This is a genomic window from Bacillus sp. LUNF1 (assembly GCF_011008975.1).
GTDB classification, from domain to species: Bacteria; Bacillota; Bacilli; order Bacillales; family Bacillaceae; genus Bacillus; species Bacillus velezensis.
Genome location: NZ_CP048876.1, coordinates 2054040 through 2071552, shown reverse-complemented (window position 1 = coordinate 2071552; position 17513 = coordinate 2054040). Strand labels below are relative to the sequence as shown.

The window sequence follows — 17513 nt, the reverse complement described above, 5'->3', positions numbered from 1 at the left end:
ATGCGTCGCTCGCGCATTGGGTGTTTTCTGTTTGCGAAAAGCCCGTCTTATGTCGTTTCCTGTTCAAAAAGGTGGCTGTTCGCCTGAATGAAAAACTGTGATTGCTCATAGTGATAGGTGACTTTTGAGTAGTCAAACGGCTGGCCGTTGGTTAAATGAAAAATCGTTTCAACGCAAAGCTTAGGCGCTCCTGTAAACAGACCTAAGTACTCCGCTTCTTCTTCATTTAACATCCCCGCGTACAGATATAAATCTGAAAAACCGCGCTTTAACCCGAGACCTTCTCGAATATAATCAAATATTGATTCTGCCACGATCTCTTTATTCAAATACGTAATAATCGATTTGTTGTAAAATGACTCTTCGATACACAATGTCAGCCCGTCAATATATCGGATTCGCTTGACATAATACACGTCGCCGTCAGGCGGCATATTCAGATTTTGGGCAGCCTCAGACGTGGGTTTTCTCACTTCCAGCGCTAATAATTTAGAAGTGACATTAAAATCTTCAAGTGATTCTTTAAATCCCTGATTAGAAAGCAGACTGATATACCCTTTTCTTTTATTCCGTCTGACAAAAATGCCGCTTCCCCTCACTTGAAACACAATCCCCTTTTTTTCTAATAAATCTAAGGACTTGGTGATCGTGCTTTTGCTCACGTTAAACCGGGTCATTAAGGTTTGCAGCACAGGCAGTTTATCCCCTTGCTGCAGCTGATGTTCTTCTATGTATTTTTCAATATCTATCGCGATTTGCTGGTATTTTAACATATACATTCCTCATTCATTTATTGTCCCGCTTCTTTCAGAATTATAGCATAATCGTTTTTAAAAGCCATTTCGTAAATTAACTATAATTGTTTATGTATTGATAAATTATACCGGTACAATTATAATATAAACGTATAATATGAAAGTGAAGGCAGGATTTCTTCTACACTTGCGAAGCGGATGCTTGAAGTGGCTGCAGTGCATTTATTCGGCATGCAAGCGGCAGTCAAATAAAGGAGGATATAAACGATGGGGACATTGCCAAAAGATTTTTTATGGGGAGGCGCTCTCGCCGCCCACCAATTTGAAGGGGGATGGAATAAAGGCGGCAAGGGGCCGAGTGTAGTGGACGTCATGACGGCAGGGGCGCATGGTGTGCCCCGGAAAATAACAGATACAATTGAAGAGCGGGAATTTTATCCGAATCATGAAGCGATCGATTTTTATCATCGTTATAAAGAAGACATCGCGTTATTCAGCGAGCTGGGCCTGAAATGTTTAAGAACGTCCATCGGCTGGAGCAGAATTTTTCCTAAAGGTGATGAAGCCGAGCCCAATGAGGAAGGATTGGCTTTTTACGACCGGGTGTTTGATGAATTGCTGAAACATGGGATTGAACCGGTAATCACGCTGTCACATTTTGAGATGCCGCTGCATTTGGCGAGGGAATACGGCGGTTTCAGAAACAGAAAAACAGTCGGATTTTTTGTGAAATTCGCTGAAGTGTGTTTTGAACGCTATAAACATAAGGTGAAGTATTGGATGACGTTTAACGAAATCAATAATAAGATGGATGTGAATAATCCGATCTTTTTATGGACGAACTCAGGCGTCGCCGTCAAAGAAAACGAAAACGCAAAAGAAGTCATGTATCAGGCCGGCCATCACGAACTGCTGGCAAGCGCATTGGCTGTTTCGAAGGGAAGGAAAATCAATCCCGAGTTCAGGATCGGCGCCATGGTATCACATGTTCCGATTTACCCGTACTCATCTCATCCCGATGATGTGATGCTGGCTGAAGAAACGATGAGACAGCGTTTTTTCTTCCCGGACGTGCAGGTTCGCGGATATTATCCAAGCTATGCGTTAAAAGAATTTGAAAGAGAAGGCTATCAGATACACTTTGAAGACGGTGATGAAGAGATTTTGAAAAACGGCCGAGTGGACTACCTCGGATTCAGCTATTACATGTCTACAACCGTAAAAAGTGATGTATCAAACGATAATACCGGGGATGTCGTAAACGGAGGATTGCCAAACGGCGTGGACAATCCTTATATTACAGCGAGTGATTGGGGCTGGGCGATTGACCCGACCGGTTTACGGTACACATTAAACCGCTTATACGACCGCTATCAGATTCCATTATTTATCGTGGAAAACGGATTCGGCGCCATCGACACATTAGAAGAGGATGGTTCAATTCATGACACAGCAAGAATTGAATATTTATCGTCACATATAAAAGCTTTGAAAAAAGCAATCACATATGATGGTGTGGATGTAATGGGCTATACACCATGGGGAATTATTGATATCGTGTCATTTACAACCGGAGAAATGAAAAAACGCTACGGTATGATTTATGTTGATCGGGATAATGAAGGCAACGGTTCAATGAGGCGGCTTAAGAAAGACTCATTTGAATGGTATAAAAAAGTGATTGAAACAAACGGTTCATATGTATCCTAAAGGTGTAAAAAGGGAAGGCTTCACCGTCGTGTGAAGCCTGCTTTTTATCAGTAATTTTGAAAGCGCATTCATTTAAGCGGGAAGGAGGTGACTGTCCGGCTTTTCATTTAGAATCGCTTATAAAAATAAGGAAAGGGATGGTGGTTCATGTTTTTTAAAAAAGGTCTGCACATGACGCTGGTTTTTCTTATGTTTTTCTTTTTCATATCAAGCAGCATGGAAACCGAAGTGTATGCGGCTGATCAGAGGGCTTCAGACAAAAACAAAGTAAGGGTGTGGTTCAGTTCTGAAAAAGATCCGGCTTCCCGTACGTGGTATGACGGGCCGCTGGAAGTGAAATACGCCTTAGACGAACAAACACCGCTTACATTGACAAAAAAGAAGGCTTCTGACTCCGCCGCTGTGTATATTGATTCGTCGCGCCGCTATCAAAGTGTGTTAGGCGTAGGATCGTCCCTGGAAGAATCCACAATCCATAACTTATCAAAAATGACACCCGCAAAAAGAAAAGAAGTGCTGAAAAAACTGGTTGATCCCAAAGATGGTATCGGAATGGACGTTATGCGCATAACGATCGGGACATCTGATTTTACGGCACAGGAATTTTATACGTATGACGATATGCCTGAAGGCCAAACAGATCCTAAGCTCCGTCATTTCTCGATTCAAAAGGATATTGATTTACACATTACAGCAACCATCAAGGAAGCGCTGGCGATAAATCCGGAACTGAAAATCATCGCCTCGCCGTGGAGCCCGCCGGCTTGGATGAAAACGAATGAAAACCTCAAGCGGGGAAAGCTGAAAGATAAATATATCGGCGAACTGGCCGTTTACTTCCGCAAATTTATTGAGGCGTACGAAAAGCAGGGAATTCCGATTTATGCCATGACCCTTCAAAATGAACCTTTGCTGGAAATCGACTATCCGAGCATGTTTATGCCGCCGTCTCAGCAGCGCAAACTGGCACTGGCCTTAAAAAAAGAAATGAAAAAACACGTAATTGACACGAAAATTTGGATTTATGATCACAATGCGAGCGGGGCGTGGAACTATATTCCGCCGATTTTAGATGATAAAAAAGGAAACCGGGCGGCAGACGGCATCGCTTTTCACGATTATGACGGTGACCTTTCCGTCATGTCGGAAATCGGAAAGAGATATCCTGATCAATCTATTCACTTAACGGAGCGGTCTGTCTGGGGGACGGCAGGGGCGGACCGGATCGCGCAGTATTTCCGCAACGGCGCGTCGAGCTACAATGCGTGGGTGACGATGCTCGACAGTCAAATCAAGACGCATCATTGGATAGGCACCCCAGACCCGACGCTGTTTATTCAGGATGCTAAAAACCCTGACCGCTATTGGAATATCCCGATCTTTCATATGACAGGCAACTTTTCAAAATTTATCGACCGGGGAGCAAAGCGGATAGAAAGTAATTATGGCTCCAAAAACACAGTCTCGAATGTATCGTTCCTTAATCCTGATCAATCCATTGTGACAGTCGTAATCAACCAGACATCCGCCGATCAAAAATTCCATGTCGTTTCAGAAAATCGGCAGTTTGAAGCTGTCATCCCGGCTAAAACTGTGGCTACCTACAAATGGAAGTGAAAAAAGTAAAAAACCGGCACATTTACGTGCCGGCTTCTTTCTGTTAAGCGCCTTTTTGGTTCAGTTGATCAGAAGGCGCTTGATTGAATAAACCGTCTTTGACGGCGTTTGAAGCCGCTTTTTTTACAAAAAACGGGTTAAGGATAATAACGGCTGCCATGTTAGCGGTCAAACCCCAAAAGCCTTCATATATACCGTGGGCGGATTGGGTGATATTTACCGTGAATGTCACGATAAGACCGACGAGAAGACCGATAATTGTCGCTTCTTTCGTTTGATTCTTCCAAAACAGACTGACGGCGATAGCCGGAAAGATCTGAACCATGCCGGAAACACCGAGAAGCTGAAGGGTAACGAGCGCAGTCGGGAACAGCATGCCGAATAAAAGCGCGAGCCCGATGACGACAAATACCATTGAACGGGTGATCATCGTCAGCTTGCTTGGTGACACATTCGGGTGAATCAAATCCCGATATAAGTTATTCGCAAATAAGTTTGATGCTCCGATGGCCATGATAGAGCAGGGAATCAATGACGCAAGGGCAATCGTGGAGTAAGCAAAGCCCTGCGCGACTCCGCCGTAAGACGTTTGAATCAGCTTCAATAAAGCGAGCCGCGGATTGGTATCTTCCGGCAGGACAAGAAACGCGATAAAGCCGAGAAAAATAACAAGAATCAAAACAATATTATAAAGCGGCAGAAACATGCTGTTTTTGCGGACGGCATCTGCGCTTTTTGCCGTAAATACGCCGGTTGCCGCATGCGCCCACATAAAGAGCGCCAGCGCAGATACGATCGAAGCTGTGATAAACCAAGGAATTCCTTTCGGCCCCGAATCCGGGATCGTCAGCATTTGCGGCGCTTTTTCAGCCAGAGTGTGAATCATCGGCGTCCAGCCGTGAAAATGGATCAGCGGGAGTGAGACGACCATAAACAGCATAATCACCCACACCAGAATGTCTTTAATAATCGCCGTAAAGGTCGGCCCTTTAATTCCGCTGAAAAAAGTATACAGCGCTACAAGAATAAAAGAGATGATGACGACCATATTGACATTAATGACACCCGTTCCGGCCACCTGAAGCGTATCTTGAATTCCGCTCAGCTGGAGACAAATATAAGGAATGAGCATAAGAACGCCGACAATGGCGACAAGACTGGCCAAAAGTTTACTGTCAAAACGCTCACGGGCATAATCGGCAAGCGTCGTTAATTTGTGTATTTTTGCCACTTTCCACAGCTTCGGCAGAAAGAAATAAGCGATAAAATACGCCAAAACAGAATACGGGATTGCAAAAAAAGCAACGCTTCCCCCTGTGTAGGCTGTGCTTGTTAAGCCTAAAAACGTATAAGCCGTATAAAGATCCGCGCCGACTAAAAACCAGACGAGGAGCCCCCCGAACCGTCTGCCGCCGACAGACCATTCCTCAACAGAAGTGCGTGATGATTTGTCTCTCCCGGCTATAAAGCCGATGCAGACAACGGTTAAAACGATGATGGCTGTAATGATCAATGCTGTTATATTTGCGGGCATCAGTCCAGTCCTCCTTGTTTCTTCTGCAGCCTATAAATAAGAAACGAACATAATGGAGTGACTGCGATCCATAAAAGCAGCCAGAAATGAAAAAAAGGCAGCCCGATAATGATGGGATGAACCCGATTAGCGACTGACAGCAGGGCCAGCTGGCTGAAAGGGATTAAGATGAGAACGAAAATTAGTGCTTTTCTGACCATTTACTTTCCTCCTGAAACTTGATAATGCTCCTTATCATAGCAGGTGTCAGATAAGATCACAAGATATTTTTCAGAAAAAAAAGAATTCTATTACTTTTTTAACTGAAACACTTTAGTTGCATCTTCATTCATATTAAATTAGAATAGTTAATATCTCGAAATCAAGATATTTAGGAGTGAATACGTTGGATACACAAGGATTGCACCATGTTACCGCATTTGCAAAAGATCCTGCTGAAAATCTACGGTTTTATACTGAAGTGCTGGGTTTGCGGCTCGTTAAAAAAACCGTTAATTTTGACGACCCGGCCACTTATCACTTTTATTTCGGCAACCAAAACGGAGAGCCGGGCACGATTATTACATTTTTTCCTTTTCAGGGAAGCCGCCCGGGAACCGTGGGAAAAGGGCAGGCCGGAAGAATTTATTTCTCTGTGCCGAAAGGAGCACTCGCGTTTTGGAAGCGCCGGCTTGAAGAAAACGGCTTGTCTGTAAAAGAACAGATCATGCTGTCTGAACAAGTGCTTCTCTTTAATGATACAGAAGACCTGCCGCTTGCCATAATGGAAGATGAAAGAAGCGGACAGAGTGAATGGACGCCTCCGGGCATTACCGAAAAAGAAGCGATCACAGGCATGAGAGGTGTTCTTCTGTACTCGTACCGTCCTGAAGCAACCATTCAATTTCTCATAGAACGCTTTGGTTATTCAAAGACAGGAGAAGAACATCAGATTGTCAGGCTGCAATCGGAGGCGCGGATCGGACATATTATAGATGTTGACCTTGCGCCGAAAGAAACAGGTATCGGCGGTTACGGGACAGTTCATCATGTCGCTTTCCGCACTAGCGAAAAAGAGCAGGCGGAGTGGAAGGATATTCTTGCTGATTCTCATCTTGCTTCATCTGACATTCTTGACAGGTCTTACTTTACATCAATCTATTTCAGGGAAAGCGGCGGCATTTTATTTGAAATGGCAACCGATGAACCGGGCTTTATGACGGATGAATCCTTTGAAAATCTCGGAACAGAGCTGAAGCTTCCGGAATGGCTGGAAGAGCATCGCAGCCAGATTACAGCTGTTCTGCCCAAAATGGAGAAAGGAGAATGATGATGAAACATGTGTTTGAACAGGGAACGTCAGAAAATGTTCTGCTGCTTTTGCACGGAACGGGAGGAAATGAACATGATCTTCTGTCGCTCGGACGTTTTATCGATCCGAACGCAAGTCTGCTTGGGGTCAGAGGATCAGTGTCGGAAAACGGCATGCCCCGTTTTTTTAAGCGGCTGAAAGAAGGCGTATTTGACGAGAAAGATTTAATTGAACGGACGGAAGAATTAAAGAATTTTATTGAGGAAGCGGCGCAAATGTACGGATTCAGCAGAGAAAACGTGATTGCTGCCGGCTATTCAAACGGCGCCAATATTGCAGCAAGTCTTTTGTTTCATTATAAAGATGTACTGAAAGGAGCGGTTCTGCATCATCCGATGGTGCCGATACGCGGAGTGAAGCTGCCTGATATGGAAGGTCTGCCTGTGTTTATCGGTGCGGGAAAACGCGATCCCCTATGTACAAAAGAAGAATCGGAGGAGCTTTATCAGTATCTGACAGATGCTCATGCATCCGTCGCTCTTGAATGGCAGGAGGGCGGTCATCAGCTCACACAGCAGGAAGCAGAGCAGGCACGAACCTGGTACAGTGAGCGATTCCTATAAAAAACCCTTAGTCTGCTTAAGCGGACTAAGGGTTTCTTTCATCTTACAGCCAAGTTGACACTTTAGATACAGGCAGCCGGTTGCTTTTATGTGCCGGCTTAACGGCTTTACCGATTGAAATCAGCATGACGGGCACGAAACGCTCGCTCACGTCGAATTCCTTAACGAATTGCTCTTTATTGAATCCGCCGATCGCGCAAGTGTCGTAGCCTTTTGCTTTAGCGGCAAGCATCAGCTGCATCGCTGCTAAAGAAGCGTTTAAAAATGCTGAATCACGGGCAAACTGATCATTTTGGTATGCACCGTTAATCTGGCCTAAAAGCGTTTGTTTAATCTCTTCTGTGATATTGCCTTGCTCAGCCAGTTCAGCATAAACGTCTTCACCATTTTCATTTGCTTTTAAGTCGCCTAATACGGCAATAACTGCTGATGAATCAATAATCTGTTTTTGATTAAAAGCAACCGGAAGCAGGGCAGCTTTTGCTTCATCACTGTGAAAGACTTGAAAATGCCAATGCTGAAGGTTCCAGGCGGAAGGCGCTTGCGTTGTGATTTCAAGGAGTTCTGTTAACTCCTCTTTTGTAATGACCGCGTCTTTATCGTATTCTTTAACAGATGCGCGTTCTTTTAAAACGTCTAATACGGATGTCATCATGTTTCCTCCTTCGGATAAACGTGTTATCATAATAGAAAAGTTAGAAGCTTACTAAATGTAACTCGGAAACTAATTTTAATGGATCACAAAAAACTTGTCAATTCATAGATGAAGGGATGAACTCACGTGGGATATACAATGTGTCCTAAAATGGAATCTGCTTTTTCCCTTTTGGGAAAGCGCTGGAACGGCCTCATTATCCATGTACTGATGGACGGGCCGAAACGATTTAAAGATATGACCGAAACGATACCGACAATCAGCCAAAAAATGCTCGCGGAGCGGCTCAAAGAGCTGGAACAAAATGAAATCGTCGAGCGTCAGGTGCTGCCTGAAACACCTGTCAAAGTCATTTATAAACTGACTGATAAAGGCTTGGCCCTGCAAGCCGTTTTTCAGGAAATGCAAAAATGGGCAGACAGTTTTTGCGAGCCCGGGGGGTCTGCCAACGACACATGTGATGAATAACAAAGGCTGCCCAAGGCAGCCTTTTCTTAATGATAAGGTTTACTCGTCATAAAAACCATTAATATCAAAATTGTTCAGATTGAGGTTCAAGCCTTTTAATTGCTTTAATAAAGCATCGAATGTAAGGAAATGATCATTTTTACATTCCGCCGGAACATCATTTGGAGAAAATAGTTTCATTCCTCCCTCAATCCACTGTTTCCGGTATAACTGAAATGCTGCTTCAATTAAATGATCAGGCGTTACAATAAACCCTAAGCTTACGTCATGGTCCTCGCTGTAGCCGAATTCAAACCCGCAGCAGGGGCAAATATCAAATGTTTTTTGATATTCGCCGTTATAAACGGGACTTGTCTCTAATCCTTTAAATCCGCATATCAAACAAGGATACAACTCACTAACCAACATACATCCCTCTTTTACTCAGTTTGCAATCATTCAGAACAAGCGGGGAGGCCTTTTACAGTTTCCCGGTTAAAAACTGAGCCTCACCAAGCCCGAAGCTCCAATCGGCGTTCCCGTTTTCCGTAATGGAAATCATGACGTCCTCGGGTGATATGCCGCATTCTGTTTCAAGCTGATCAGCCATCAGTTGATATAACGTTTCTTTTTGATGTTCGGTGCGCGCTTTGCTGACAATGCTGATGATGACAAGATCTTTGCTTCTTTTGAAACCGAGCCCGGTATCTTCAATGATAAGCTCATGAGGCCGATGCTGGTGAACGATCTGATAACGGTCCGTTACAGGGACGTCAAAAGCTTTAACCATGGCGTAATGGGCGGTATCCAGTAATTTTTTTAATGCTGCGTCATCCCGGCCTTCAATAACGTCAAAACGAAGTAATGGCATATTTTATTCCCCCTGATGGTTTTATATCATGTCGCAACTTGTAAAAAAGTATAACAGTTAATCAAAATATAATCAAATTATAACCAAAATGTTTATGCGTTAATGCAATATCAGAGAGAGGCACATGTTGTTACAATCGCCCAATCAATTTCCTCATTTTATGAATACGCTTAAGAATAGGCAGACATAAAGGAGGAAAAACATGTACCCTCGTCATGCATTGTATCGCGGGAATTTCGGTCCTGCCGGATTTCCGGCGAGAAGTCCTTTTTTGTTCGGCGCTCCTTTATTCGGCGGATTTTTAGGCGGTCTTCTCGGAGGCGTGATTGCCACAGGTTTTACAAGACCCCGCTATCCATACGGGTTCGCCGGTTACGGATACGGAGGCGTCCCATACGGCGGTTTCGGGCCGGGAGCCGGCGGTTATCCGCCATTTTATTAAAGAAAAAACGGCCTGCATCGCGCGGGCCGTTTTTTTATCTTAAAATCTCCACTTCCGATAGATTGTAGTCTTCCTGTTTTGAAAACATAACTTCAATCATCCCGTCTTTATAGACTGCTTTTGTTCCTTTTCGTTTGACGAGGCTCGGAAGGACGATTTCTTTTTTTCCTTCTCCCAGACTGCTGTTCTCTACAACGAGGCTGTGTGACGTATGCTTAATCCTGATACGGTCGAGTTCTTCTTGTTCGGCAGGAATTTTCGCAAAAACATGATCGGATGTTTCAAAAAGGTCAATTTCCGGCTTGGGCGGTTCCGCTTCGACCGGCTCGGCATTTTTGGACATGGGATCGCGAAAAGGGAACTGTCCGGCATAACCGGCGCCGAATACGCTTTCCATTACTCGGTTGACATATGTCTCGACATCTTTCGGATCAGCATTTTTAAACGTTTCTTTAGAGAACTGATTTTGGAAGGGAAAATATTTGTTCCAATCAAACACGGCATCTCACCCTTTCTTAACGGACAACATAGTATATGCCCGCCGGAAGCTTCCCGTGATATAATATAATCTGTTTACAGAAAGGTAGGGGAAGGCCGTGCAAGGGAATAACGCAAGAAAAGGAATCATTTATACCGCTTGTTCTTTCGCCATGTGGGGGCTGTTTCCGGTCTATTGGAAACTTCTTGAACAAATACCCGCATTGGACATTTTAGCTCACCGGATTTTATGGTCATTTGTTTTCATGTGTGTGCTTTTAACTGTGCTTAAGAAGTGGAAAACCGGATGGCGTGAACTGCGTCTTTTGAAATCGGAAGGGGGCCTGCTGGCGCTTTTTTTCGCTTCCGTTTTAATTTCCGTTAATTGGTTTGTGTACATATGGGCCGTCAATCACGGCTTTTTGCTTGAAGCAAGTCTCGGGTATTACATTAATCCGCTCGTTTCCGTTCTTTTGGGCATCCTATTCTTAAAAGAAAAGCTTAACAAGGTGCAAACAGCAGCCGTTTCTATTGCCGGGGCGGCCGTGATCATATCTGCGTTTCAATATGGCGCGGTTCCTTATATCGCATTGCTGCTTGCATTCAGCTTCGGCCTGTACGGTTTATGCAAAAAAAGAACCCGCATGTCCAGCACGATCGGACTGACGCTGGAGACGCTTTTGATTACCCCGGCTGCACTTATTTATTTAGGATATACAGCTGACGGGAGCGCTTCCGGGTCCTTGGGGGCAGGAACATGGGCGCTCCTATTTTTCGCAGGCGTATTTACGGCCTTGCCGCTGTTGCTGTTTGCAGAGGGGGCAAAGCGTCTGCCGCTGTATCAAGTCGGCATTTTGCAATATATAGCGCCGACCATTACCCTTATGCTCGGCGTATTTGTGTATCATGAACCGTTTTCCGGGCAAAAAGCGTTCACCTTCATTTGTATATGGGCAGCATTGCTTTTGTTTACCTTTTCACAGATCAAATGGAAGCGGCCGATAAAAAGCCGCTAAGCCTTTCGCTTTCCAGCGATAGCTTAAATTATGTATAATCATTACGAGTATGTAAAGGAGCTGTACAATGGGCACTGATAAAGACATAGCAAAAGCCTATCAGGCACTGTGGAATAACCGCACTCTCCCGGCTTCAACCCTTGAAGAAGCGGAGAAGGCAATTGATCTTGAACTGCTTGATCAAAGAACACATCCGAGGCTCCGGAAGACACCCGAGGAAAAGTTTGCTCTGGCGGTGCAGCGAATTGTAGATTCCCGGCTGCGGCCGATTGAGAAATATGAATTGGTTGAACTACATACGAAGCGTTTGCAATTTTTAAAAGAAGAAAGAGGGGAGCAGCTATGAAAGCGATCATAAAAGAAGATGTGCAAACTTCTTTAGAGCGATATGCCGATCGTCCTGTATATATCCATTTGGAAACAACGACCGGTTCTTATTCAGCGCATCTGAATGAGAAAAACATGACGGTTGTAGCCTATATACGCAATGCAAAAGTGACGTACCATCAGGCGAAAATCAAAGGAAACGGCCCGTACCGCGTCGGTTTGAAAACAGAAGAGGGCTGGATTTACGCAGAAGGTTTAACTGAGTATACAGTAGATGACGAAGACCGCTTGTTAATGGCAGGGCATCTGCCGGGCGGAAAATTGGCGATTTCGCTTCAAATCAGCGAAAAGCCGTTTACAGTTTAAAGAAAAGGGTGAAAATCATGAAAGAACATGTACTCGTCATCCTGCCTCACCCTGATGATGAATCATACGGAGTGGCAGGGCTGATTGCTTTACACAGACAAAAAGATATTCCCGTTACGTATGCATGCGCAACGCTTGGCGAAATGGGCCGGAACATGGGAGATCCTTTTTTCGCGAACCGTGAAACACTGCCGCTGTTAAGAAAACAAGAGCTGATCGACGCATGCAAAGCAATGGACGTTACTGACCTGAGAATGCTCGGGCTTCGTGATAAAACACTTGAATTTGAAGATGACGAGTGGCTCGCGGATATGATGGAAGAGATTATCGACGATGTAAAACCGAGTCTGATTGTTACATTCTATCCGGAGCACGGCGTCCATCCGGATCATGATGCATGCGGCGAAGCGGTTATCAGAGCGCTTTACAGAAAGAAAAAAGAGGACCGCCCGCGCACGCTTTGCATGGCAATCACCCGCAACAGGGAGGAAGCCGTCGGCAAGCCTGATGTTATTCTTGATATTAAAGAGGTTGCCGATATTAAAATGAATGCATTAAAAGCGCACCGCACCCAAACGGAAGGCATGCTGAGAGAGCTGGAAGAAAAAATAAAAAATAACGAGCCGGTTCTTCAGACATGGTTTGAAGAAGAAGTGTATTGGACATATCCGTGGAAAGACTGATAAAAAAAAGGATAAGGCTGAAATGCCTTATCCCTTTTTTTGTGTCAGATCGGAAGCGATCGCTTCCGCAAGCGAAGACCGTATTGATAAATTTGAAAAACTCAGTCCGAGCTGCACCGCGGTTTGGGCGATTTCAGGACGGATTCCGGATAATGTCGCTTTCACGCCGAGCATTCCGAGTGATTCAATTAAGGTGAAAAGCTGTTGGGCAACCATCGTATCAATCATGGCTACGCCCGATAAATCAATGTACAGCTGCGTGATGCGCTTCTCTGAACACTGGTGCAGCGTATTCTCCAAAATTATTTTGGCTCTTGCCGTGTCAATATCCCCGATCAACGGCAGCAGTCCGACATTGTCAAAAAGCACAATTACCGGCGAGCTCAGCTCGGTGATCAATTCTTTTTGCGCTTCAAGCTGAATGTTTGTGTTTTTATACATTTCCTCTATGAAAATATGAATCACCACATCAAACGATTTAATCAGCGTATGGAATATATCTTCGGCATCTTCTTCTGTCAAGGTGTCTGAATGAAGTCTGGTAAACTGCTTGACATGGCCGACATACAAATCACGAACTCTGATAAACTCGCGAATAATATAATGGATGGGCGTTTTTAAATGTTCTTCATCCCGTGCGGCTTCAAACGCCCACTTTTCCAATGCCGCTGCATATACTTCCTTCTCTTCAGAAAAAATCCGATTGAGCTGATAATTAAACGCCAGATTTTGTTTTTTCAGATTCGTGAGTACAGCCGGGTCAGTAGAAGCATAAACAGAATCAGGATCCGTATCATGAAGGGTATCAAACCATGTCTGACTGATGTCCTCCGCCCGTTCAGTTAAATAATCGTACAGCAGTTTATGTTTTGGCATTGCTGCTCCTCCTTTATGAAATCATCATTTTTTTCACATAATGCTTTTGCAGTTTCATCAGTCTGAAGAATAAACCGACAGCTCCTGCGGCAAGTCCCGCAATTAACCCGATCCAGTAGCCGTATGCCCCGAGGCCCGTATAAGTGCCGACTGCGTAACCGACCGGAAGCCCGATAATCCAATACGACACAAAAGCCGCGCCGAGTGTATAGTTGACATCCTTATATCCTCTCAGAGCGCCTTGTATCGGAGCTGCTACGGCATCAGAAAGCTGGAAAAACAGCGCATAGATTAAAAAGTGCTGCGTCAACATGAGCACCGCCGGATCTGATGTATACATTCCGGCGATTTGCGGCCTGAAAAGTAAAATGAAAGCCGCCGTGCATAAAGAAAAACTAAGCGCCATCACGATCCCGATATAGCTGTATGAGCGGGCATCCCTGTAGCGATTTGCGCCTGCTTCAAAGCCGACCAAAATGGTCATGGCCATGGATACGCTGAGCGGCAGCATATACAAGAGGGAAGCAAAATTCATTGCCGCTTGGTGGGCTGCAATCGTCACCGTCTGAAAATGGCTCATAAGCAGTGTGACAGCCGCAAAAATGCTCGTTTCAAAAAATACCGCAAAACCGATAGGCAAACCGATTTTCAAAAGCTTTCTGCATTCAGACGGAGAAAAACGGTACAGTTTCCGAAATATAGAGTACCCGGCAAACGGCTCAAATCTGCAGACGATAAAAAAGCTGATGGCGCAAATACACCAGTAAGTCAGGGCGGAAGCGAGCCCCGCACCGACTCCGCCCAATGCCGGCATGTTGAATTTCCCGAAAATAAATACATAATTTAAAACAAAATTAATAGGCAATGAGCAAAGCGTAATAAGCATTGTGACTCGCGTTTTGCCGAGTGCATCAATAAACGAGCGCAAAACGGTGTACACAAACAAAGGAAAAATACCGAGGGATAAAAAGCCTAAAAAGTGTTTGGCGATCGTCCGGACACGAGGTTCCAGCCCCAAATGTCCCAAGATCATATCAACGGTGAAAAAGCCGATCAGGATAACCGCCGCACTGAGAACGGCCGCTACATAAACGGCCTGGATGACGGAAAACGGCACTTCCTTTTGTCTGCCGGCTCCAAACAGCTGCGAAACAACGGGCGTAACGGCCATTAATATTCCTGCAAGGCCCGTATAAACCGGCGTCCACAGGCTTGAACCGATTGCAACCCCGGCTAAATCGGCAGCGCTCACTTTCCCTGACATCACCGTATCCAAAAAGGTGATCAGGGAAAGGCCCGCCTGTGTGATTAAAATCGGAATGAAGATATGTAACAGCTGTTTGACCTTTTGGCCGATCGTGTTCGTTTCTCTCAAGTTAGGTTCCCCGTTTCTTTATTTTAACGAGAGAAATTATAACATTTTATGTATAAAAAGCAATGAAAGCCGGCCTACTCTTTTTTATCCGGTTTCGGCTTTTTAAACATCTTGGCATAAATGAATGAAAGTGAAATGACCCCTAAAAAGGTGCAGATATATTGCATCAGCCGTGCGAATTCCATATGATGTACGCCTCCTTTCATGATTATGGTGCACACAGCGGCGCATATCCATGCGCGCGATGCAGAAAATAAGGGAAAGGAGCTGATGTGACATGCGCCACACTCAAATGACGGAAAGCGCGTTTACCGCTGCCGTTCAAACGTATTTGAAACAAATTACGGAGGATGCCGGAATGATACTGCGGACATTGGATGAAAAAGACCAATGCCTTCTTTGCGAATTAGATGAACTGGGACATACGTTTCAGGAAATGCAGGCTGTCGCTTCGTCGTTTTACCTGCAGACATATATCGAACATTTTACGCCTTCCTATACAGAGCTGGCGAGGGCCGTGCAGCATCTGGCTGAAGAAAAGCACGGAGCGCTGATTGTGATCGAACGTGCAGATCCGCTGGACGGAATAATACAAAAAGGGACCAGCCTGCATGCCGAGATCAGTGCGGCTTTAATTGAGAGTATTTTTTATCCCGGCAATCCGCTTCACGACGGAGCCGTATTGGTCAGAGAAAATCGGGTTGTATCAGCAGCCAATGTGCTACCGCTCACAACAAAACATGTCGATCTCAAATACGGGACGCGCCACAGGGCCGCGATGGGACTTTCGGCCGTGACTGATGCACTCGTGCTCGTTGTTTCAGAAGAAACGGGAAAAATGTCCTTTGCTAAAGACGGCGGACTGTATCCGCTTGTTTCTCCGCAGGCGCTTCATGCGAAATAATAAGAAAATGGGAATATTGTACCCATTTAATATTAATAAGGTGAACATCTTTACCTTTTTCTGTATTGGTGTTATCGTTTAAATATACATAAAATTTAAAAGAATAGGGAGTGGAAAGATGGCAAATGTATTGATGATCGGCTTTCCGGGAGAAGGCCATATCAATCCGTCTTTAGGCGTCGTAAAAGAACTGAAGGCAAAAGGGGAACATGTCGTATATTACGGCGTGAAGGAATATGAGAACAAAATCGCGTCAAGCGGAGCGGAATTCCGTGAATATGAAGATTTCCGAAAAGATGAACAGCGGGACGCTACCGAGTTTTTACTATTAATGATTGAGACTTCCAAAAAAGCCGCACTCCGTATTCTTGAGGAAGTAAAGGATGAATCCTACGACTACATCCTGTATGATCATCATTTTCTGGCAGGAAGGCTCGTGAGAAACCAGCTGAAACTGCCGGCATATTCACTTTGTACGACATTTGCAATGAATGAAGCATTTATTAAAGAAGTGTTTTCAAATACAAACCTTGTATCAGAGGAATCATCTCATTATCCGGCTTATACTGAAGCGGTCAGCCGGCTCAATGAAGAATTCAGCGCAGACATTAAAACGCCGTATGATATTTTCTCAAATGACGGCAGAAAAACCATCGTATTTACTTCAAGAGCGTTTCAGCCGAAAGAAGAAGAGTTTGGCGATTCTTATCTTTTTGTCGGCCCGTCCATTACCGAAAGGGCGACGGCTCAAGATTTCCCGTTTGAACAGCTTGAAGGAGAAAACGTCCTGTTTATTTCCATGGGCACGATTTTTAACAATCAGAAGGAATTGTTTAATAAATGCTTAAAAGCGGTCAGAAACTTTAACGGAAAAGCCGTCATGTCAATCGGCAAACATCTTGATCCGGCGGAGCTTGATGAAATTCCTGAGAATGTCATTGTCAAGCCTTATGTTCCGCAGCTTGAGATCCTGAAGAGAGCGGACTTATTTATCACTCACGGCGGAATGAACAGTACGAGCGAAGGGCTTTACTACAAAACCCCGATGATCGTCATTCCGATGGGCGCAGATCAGTTCGCCGTCGGAAGCCAAGTGGAAAACACGGGCGCGGGCAAGATGTTTAAAAAAGAAGATGTAACAGCGGAACTGCTCACTGAAGCAATAAAAGAATTGAGCGAAAATCCTGAATATCAGACAAAAGCTTCTGAAATCGGAGAATCCCTGAAAGCGGCCGGCGGAGCACAGCGTGCAGCGGAATTGATAGCAGAAGACGTGAAAACAGCCGAGACCCGGGTTCTGTAATCAGCCGTCACCCGCTTCCTAAAGGAAGCGGGCTTTTTTTGATTGTTTTTCGGGAGGATTTTTCACGCCGTAAAGAGAATTGTATGAAAAACAGACAAGAAAGGTGGAATGTCGCGGAAAAAAGCCATGTTATGAAAATGATTCCAAAGTCTTTTGTGAAATGTTCTCAATTTATGTAAAATGTGTGGCATTGGTGATGATCTAAGGCCAAATGAATCGGAATTAATGTCGACTTCTGAAT

At 44.7% G+C, this 17513-nt stretch carries 21 protein-coding genes; 12 read left to right on the top strand and 9 right to left on the bottom strand.

Going from position 1 to position 17513, the window contains the following annotated elements:
- Nucleotides 1-47 precede the first annotated feature (47 nt).
- Entirely contained in the window at nucleotides 48-773 is a 726-nt protein-coding gene (locus tag G4O42_RS09805) for a GntR family transcriptional regulator (RefSeq protein ID WP_032873378.1), read from the bottom strand.
- Between the two features lie 249 nt (nucleotides 774-1022).
- Between G4O42_RS09805 and bglA the strand changes: the two genes are divergently transcribed.
- Entirely contained in the window at nucleotides 1023-2465 is a 1443-nt protein-coding gene (gene bglA, locus G4O42_RS09800; protein WP_032873380.1) for a 6-phospho-beta-glucosidase BglA, read from the top strand.
- 147 nt (nucleotides 2466-2612) lie between these two features.
- Complete coding sequence (locus G4O42_RS09795) at nucleotides 2613-4082, top strand: glycoside hydrolase family 30 protein (protein ID WP_032873382.1); 1470 nt, start codon at nucleotides 2613-2615, stop codon at nucleotides 4080-4082.
- Nucleotides 4083-4125: 43 nt separating this feature from the next.
- Here G4O42_RS09795 and G4O42_RS09790 read toward each other — a convergent pair whose 3' ends face one another.
- Together G4O42_RS09790 and G4O42_RS09785 are read right to left on the bottom strand one after the other, a co-directional pair.
- Nucleotides 4126-5616, bottom strand: a complete 1491-nt coding sequence (locus G4O42_RS09790; RefSeq protein WP_032873386.1) for a sodium:solute symporter family protein — start codon at nucleotides 5614-5616, stop codon at nucleotides 4126-4128.
- Complete coding sequence (locus G4O42_RS09785) at nucleotides 5616-5816, bottom strand: DUF3311 domain-containing protein (RefSeq protein WP_003153716.1); 201 nt, start codon at nucleotides 5814-5816, stop codon at nucleotides 5616-5618. Before G4O42_RS09785 ends, G4O42_RS09790 begins: the two co-directional genes overlap by 1 nt.
- Before the next feature lie 185 nt (nucleotides 5817-6001).
- Between G4O42_RS09785 and G4O42_RS09780 the strand changes: the two genes are divergently transcribed.
- Both G4O42_RS09780 and G4O42_RS09775 read left to right on the top strand, forming a co-directional pair.
- Nucleotides 6002-6925, top strand: coding sequence for a ring-cleaving dioxygenase (locus G4O42_RS09780; RefSeq protein WP_032873388.1), 924 nt, complete (start codon nucleotides 6002-6004; stop codon nucleotides 6923-6925).
- Nucleotides 6926-6927: 2 nt separating this feature from the next.
- Nucleotides 6928-7530, top strand: a complete 603-nt coding sequence (locus tag G4O42_RS09775) for an alpha/beta hydrolase (protein WP_032873391.1) — start codon at nucleotides 6928-6930, stop codon at nucleotides 7528-7530.
- Nucleotides 7531-7573: 43 nt separating this feature from the next.
- On the opposite strand, the gene G4O42_RS09770 is transcribed toward G4O42_RS09775, so the two are convergent.
- On the bottom strand, nucleotides 7574-8182 hold the full coding sequence (locus G4O42_RS09770; RefSeq protein WP_003153727.1) for a nitroreductase family protein: 609 nt from the start codon (nucleotides 8180-8182) through the stop codon (nucleotides 7574-7576).
- A 129-nt stretch (nucleotides 8183-8311) separates the two neighbouring features.
- On the opposite strand from G4O42_RS09770, the gene yodB reads away from it, so the two are divergent.
- Nucleotides 8312-8653: a transcriptional regulator YodB gene (yodB, locus tag G4O42_RS09765; RefSeq protein WP_012117759.1), complete on the top strand. Its 342-nt coding sequence runs from the start codon at nucleotides 8312-8314 to the stop codon at nucleotides 8651-8653.
- 39 nt (nucleotides 8654-8692) lie between these two features.
- On the opposite strand, the gene G4O42_RS09760 is transcribed toward yodB, so the two are convergent.
- Both G4O42_RS09760 and G4O42_RS09755 read right to left on the bottom strand, forming a co-directional pair.
- On the bottom strand, nucleotides 8693-9061 hold the full coding sequence (locus G4O42_RS09760; protein ID WP_012117758.1) for a hypothetical protein: 369 nt from the start codon (nucleotides 9059-9061) through the stop codon (nucleotides 8693-8695).
- A 52-nt stretch (nucleotides 9062-9113) separates the two neighbouring features.
- A complete protein-coding gene (locus tag G4O42_RS09755) occupies nucleotides 9114-9503 on the bottom strand; it encodes a tautomerase family protein (RefSeq protein WP_007611992.1) in 390 nt (129 codons plus the stop codon).
- A gap of 202 nt (nucleotides 9504-9705) precedes the next feature.
- Between G4O42_RS09755 and G4O42_RS09750 the strand changes: the two genes are divergently transcribed.
- Complete coding sequence (locus G4O42_RS09750; RefSeq protein WP_003153736.1) at nucleotides 9706-9945, top strand: hypothetical protein; 240 nt, start codon at nucleotides 9706-9708, stop codon at nucleotides 9943-9945.
- 34 nt (nucleotides 9946-9979) lie between these two features.
- Here G4O42_RS09750 and G4O42_RS09745 read toward each other — a convergent pair whose 3' ends face one another.
- The gene (locus G4O42_RS09745) at nucleotides 9980-10444 is read right to left on the bottom strand and encodes a hypothetical protein (protein ID WP_012117757.1); all 465 of its coding nucleotides are present in this window, start codon (nucleotides 10442-10444) and stop codon (nucleotides 9980-9982) included.
- Between the two features lie 97 nt (nucleotides 10445-10541).
- Here G4O42_RS09745 and rarD point away from each other — a divergent pair, with 97 nt between their 5' ends.
- The 4 genes from rarD to bshB2 all read left to right on the top strand — a co-directional run bounded on the left by rarD (nucleotide 10542) and on the right by bshB2 (nucleotide 12814).
- Complete coding sequence (rarD, locus tag G4O42_RS09740; RefSeq protein WP_032873393.1) at nucleotides 10542-11438, top strand: EamA family transporter RarD; 897 nt, start codon at nucleotides 10542-10544, stop codon at nucleotides 11436-11438.
- Nucleotides 11439-11505: 67 nt separating this feature from the next.
- Nucleotides 11506-11784 carry a hypothetical protein gene (locus tag G4O42_RS09735; protein WP_007611981.1) on the top strand — a complete coding sequence of 93 codons (279 nt, stop codon included), beginning with the start codon at nucleotides 11506-11508 and terminating at the stop codon, nucleotides 11782-11784.
- On the top strand, nucleotides 11781-12131 hold the full coding sequence (locus G4O42_RS09730) for a YojF family protein (protein WP_007611980.1): 351 nt from the start codon (nucleotides 11781-11783) through the stop codon (nucleotides 12129-12131). The genes G4O42_RS09735 and G4O42_RS09730 overlap by 4 nt, the downstream gene beginning before the upstream one ends.
- Before the next feature lie 17 nt (nucleotides 12132-12148).
- Nucleotides 12149-12814: a bacillithiol biosynthesis deacetylase BshB2 gene (gene bshB2 / locus G4O42_RS09725; protein ID WP_007407961.1), complete on the top strand. Its 666-nt coding sequence runs from the start codon at nucleotides 12149-12151 to the stop codon at nucleotides 12812-12814.
- A gap of 27 nt (nucleotides 12815-12841) precedes the next feature.
- Here bshB2 and G4O42_RS09720 read toward each other — a convergent pair whose 3' ends face one another.
- Nucleotides 12842-13690, bottom strand: a complete 849-nt coding sequence (locus G4O42_RS09720) for an STAS domain-containing protein (protein WP_032873395.1) — start codon at nucleotides 13688-13690, stop codon at nucleotides 12842-12844.
- 13 nt (nucleotides 13691-13703) lie between these two features.
- Entirely contained in the window at nucleotides 13704-15065 is a 1362-nt protein-coding gene (locus tag G4O42_RS09715) for an MATE family efflux transporter (RefSeq protein ID WP_032873397.1), read from the bottom strand.
- Nucleotides 15066-15342: 277 nt separating this feature from the next.
- Between G4O42_RS09715 and cdaS the strand changes: the two genes are divergently transcribed.
- Both cdaS and G4O42_RS09705 read left to right on the top strand, forming a co-directional pair.
- Nucleotides 15343-15969, top strand: coding sequence for a sporulation-specific diadenylate cyclase CdaS (cdaS, locus tag G4O42_RS09710; protein ID WP_032873400.1), 627 nt, complete (start codon nucleotides 15343-15345; stop codon nucleotides 15967-15969).
- A 118-nt stretch (nucleotides 15970-16087) separates the two neighbouring features.
- Entirely contained in the window at nucleotides 16088-17272 is a 1185-nt protein-coding gene (locus G4O42_RS09705; protein WP_032873402.1) for a macrolide family glycosyltransferase, read from the top strand.
- The last annotated feature ends 241 nt before the right edge of the window (nucleotides 17273-17513 follow it).

Bases quoted from the DNA above. Each gene is read 5' to 3' on its own strand.
- G4O42_RS09805 (WP_032873378.1), bottom strand. From the start codon at position 773: ATGTTAAAATACCAGCAAATCGCGATAGATATTGAAAAATACATAGAA.
- bglA (WP_032873380.1), top strand. From the start codon at position 1,023: ATGGGGACATTGCCAAAAGATTTTTTATGGGGAGGCGCTCTCGCCGCC.
- G4O42_RS09795 (WP_032873382.1), top strand. From the start codon at position 2,613: ATGTTTTTTAAAAAAGGTCTGCACATGACGCTGGTTTTTCTTATGTTT.
- G4O42_RS09790 (WP_032873386.1), bottom strand. From the start codon at position 5,616: ATGCCCGCAAATATAACAGCATTGATCATTACAGCCATCATCGTTTTA.
- G4O42_RS09785 (WP_003153716.1), bottom strand. From the start codon at position 5,816: ATGGTCAGAAAAGCACTAATTTTCGTTCTCATCTTAATCCCTTTCAGC.
- G4O42_RS09775 (WP_032873391.1), top strand. From the start codon at position 6,928: ATGAAACATGTGTTTGAACAGGGAACGTCAGAAAATGTTCTGCTGCTT.
- G4O42_RS09770 (WP_003153727.1), bottom strand. From the start codon at position 8,182: ATGACATCCGTATTAGACGTTTTAAAAGAACGCGCATCTGTTAAAGAA.
- G4O42_RS09760 (WP_012117758.1), bottom strand. From the start codon at position 9,061: ATGTTGGTTAGTGAGTTGTATCCTTGTTTGATATGCGGATTTAAAGGA.
- G4O42_RS09755 (WP_007611992.1), bottom strand. From the start codon at position 9,503: ATGCCATTACTTCGTTTTGACGTTATTGAAGGCCGGGATGACGCAGCA.
- G4O42_RS09750 (WP_003153736.1), top strand. From the start codon at position 9,706: ATGTACCCTCGTCATGCATTGTATCGCGGGAATTTCGGTCCTGCCGGA.
- G4O42_RS09735 (WP_007611981.1), top strand. From the start codon at position 11,506: ATGGGCACTGATAAAGACATAGCAAAAGCCTATCAGGCACTGTGGAAT.
- G4O42_RS09730 (WP_007611980.1), top strand. From the start codon at position 11,781: ATGAAAGCGATCATAAAAGAAGATGTGCAAACTTCTTTAGAGCGATAT.
- bshB2 (WP_007407961.1), top strand. From the start codon at position 12,149: ATGAAAGAACATGTACTCGTCATCCTGCCTCACCCTGATGATGAATCA.
- G4O42_RS09720 (WP_032873395.1), bottom strand. From the start codon at position 13,690: ATGCCAAAACATAAACTGCTGTACGATTATTTAACTGAACGGGCGGAG.
- cdaS (WP_032873400.1), top strand. From the start codon at position 15,343: ATGCGCCACACTCAAATGACGGAAAGCGCGTTTACCGCTGCCGTTCAA.
- G4O42_RS09705 (WP_032873402.1), top strand. From the start codon at position 16,088: ATGGCAAATGTATTGATGATCGGCTTTCCGGGAGAAGGCCATATCAAT.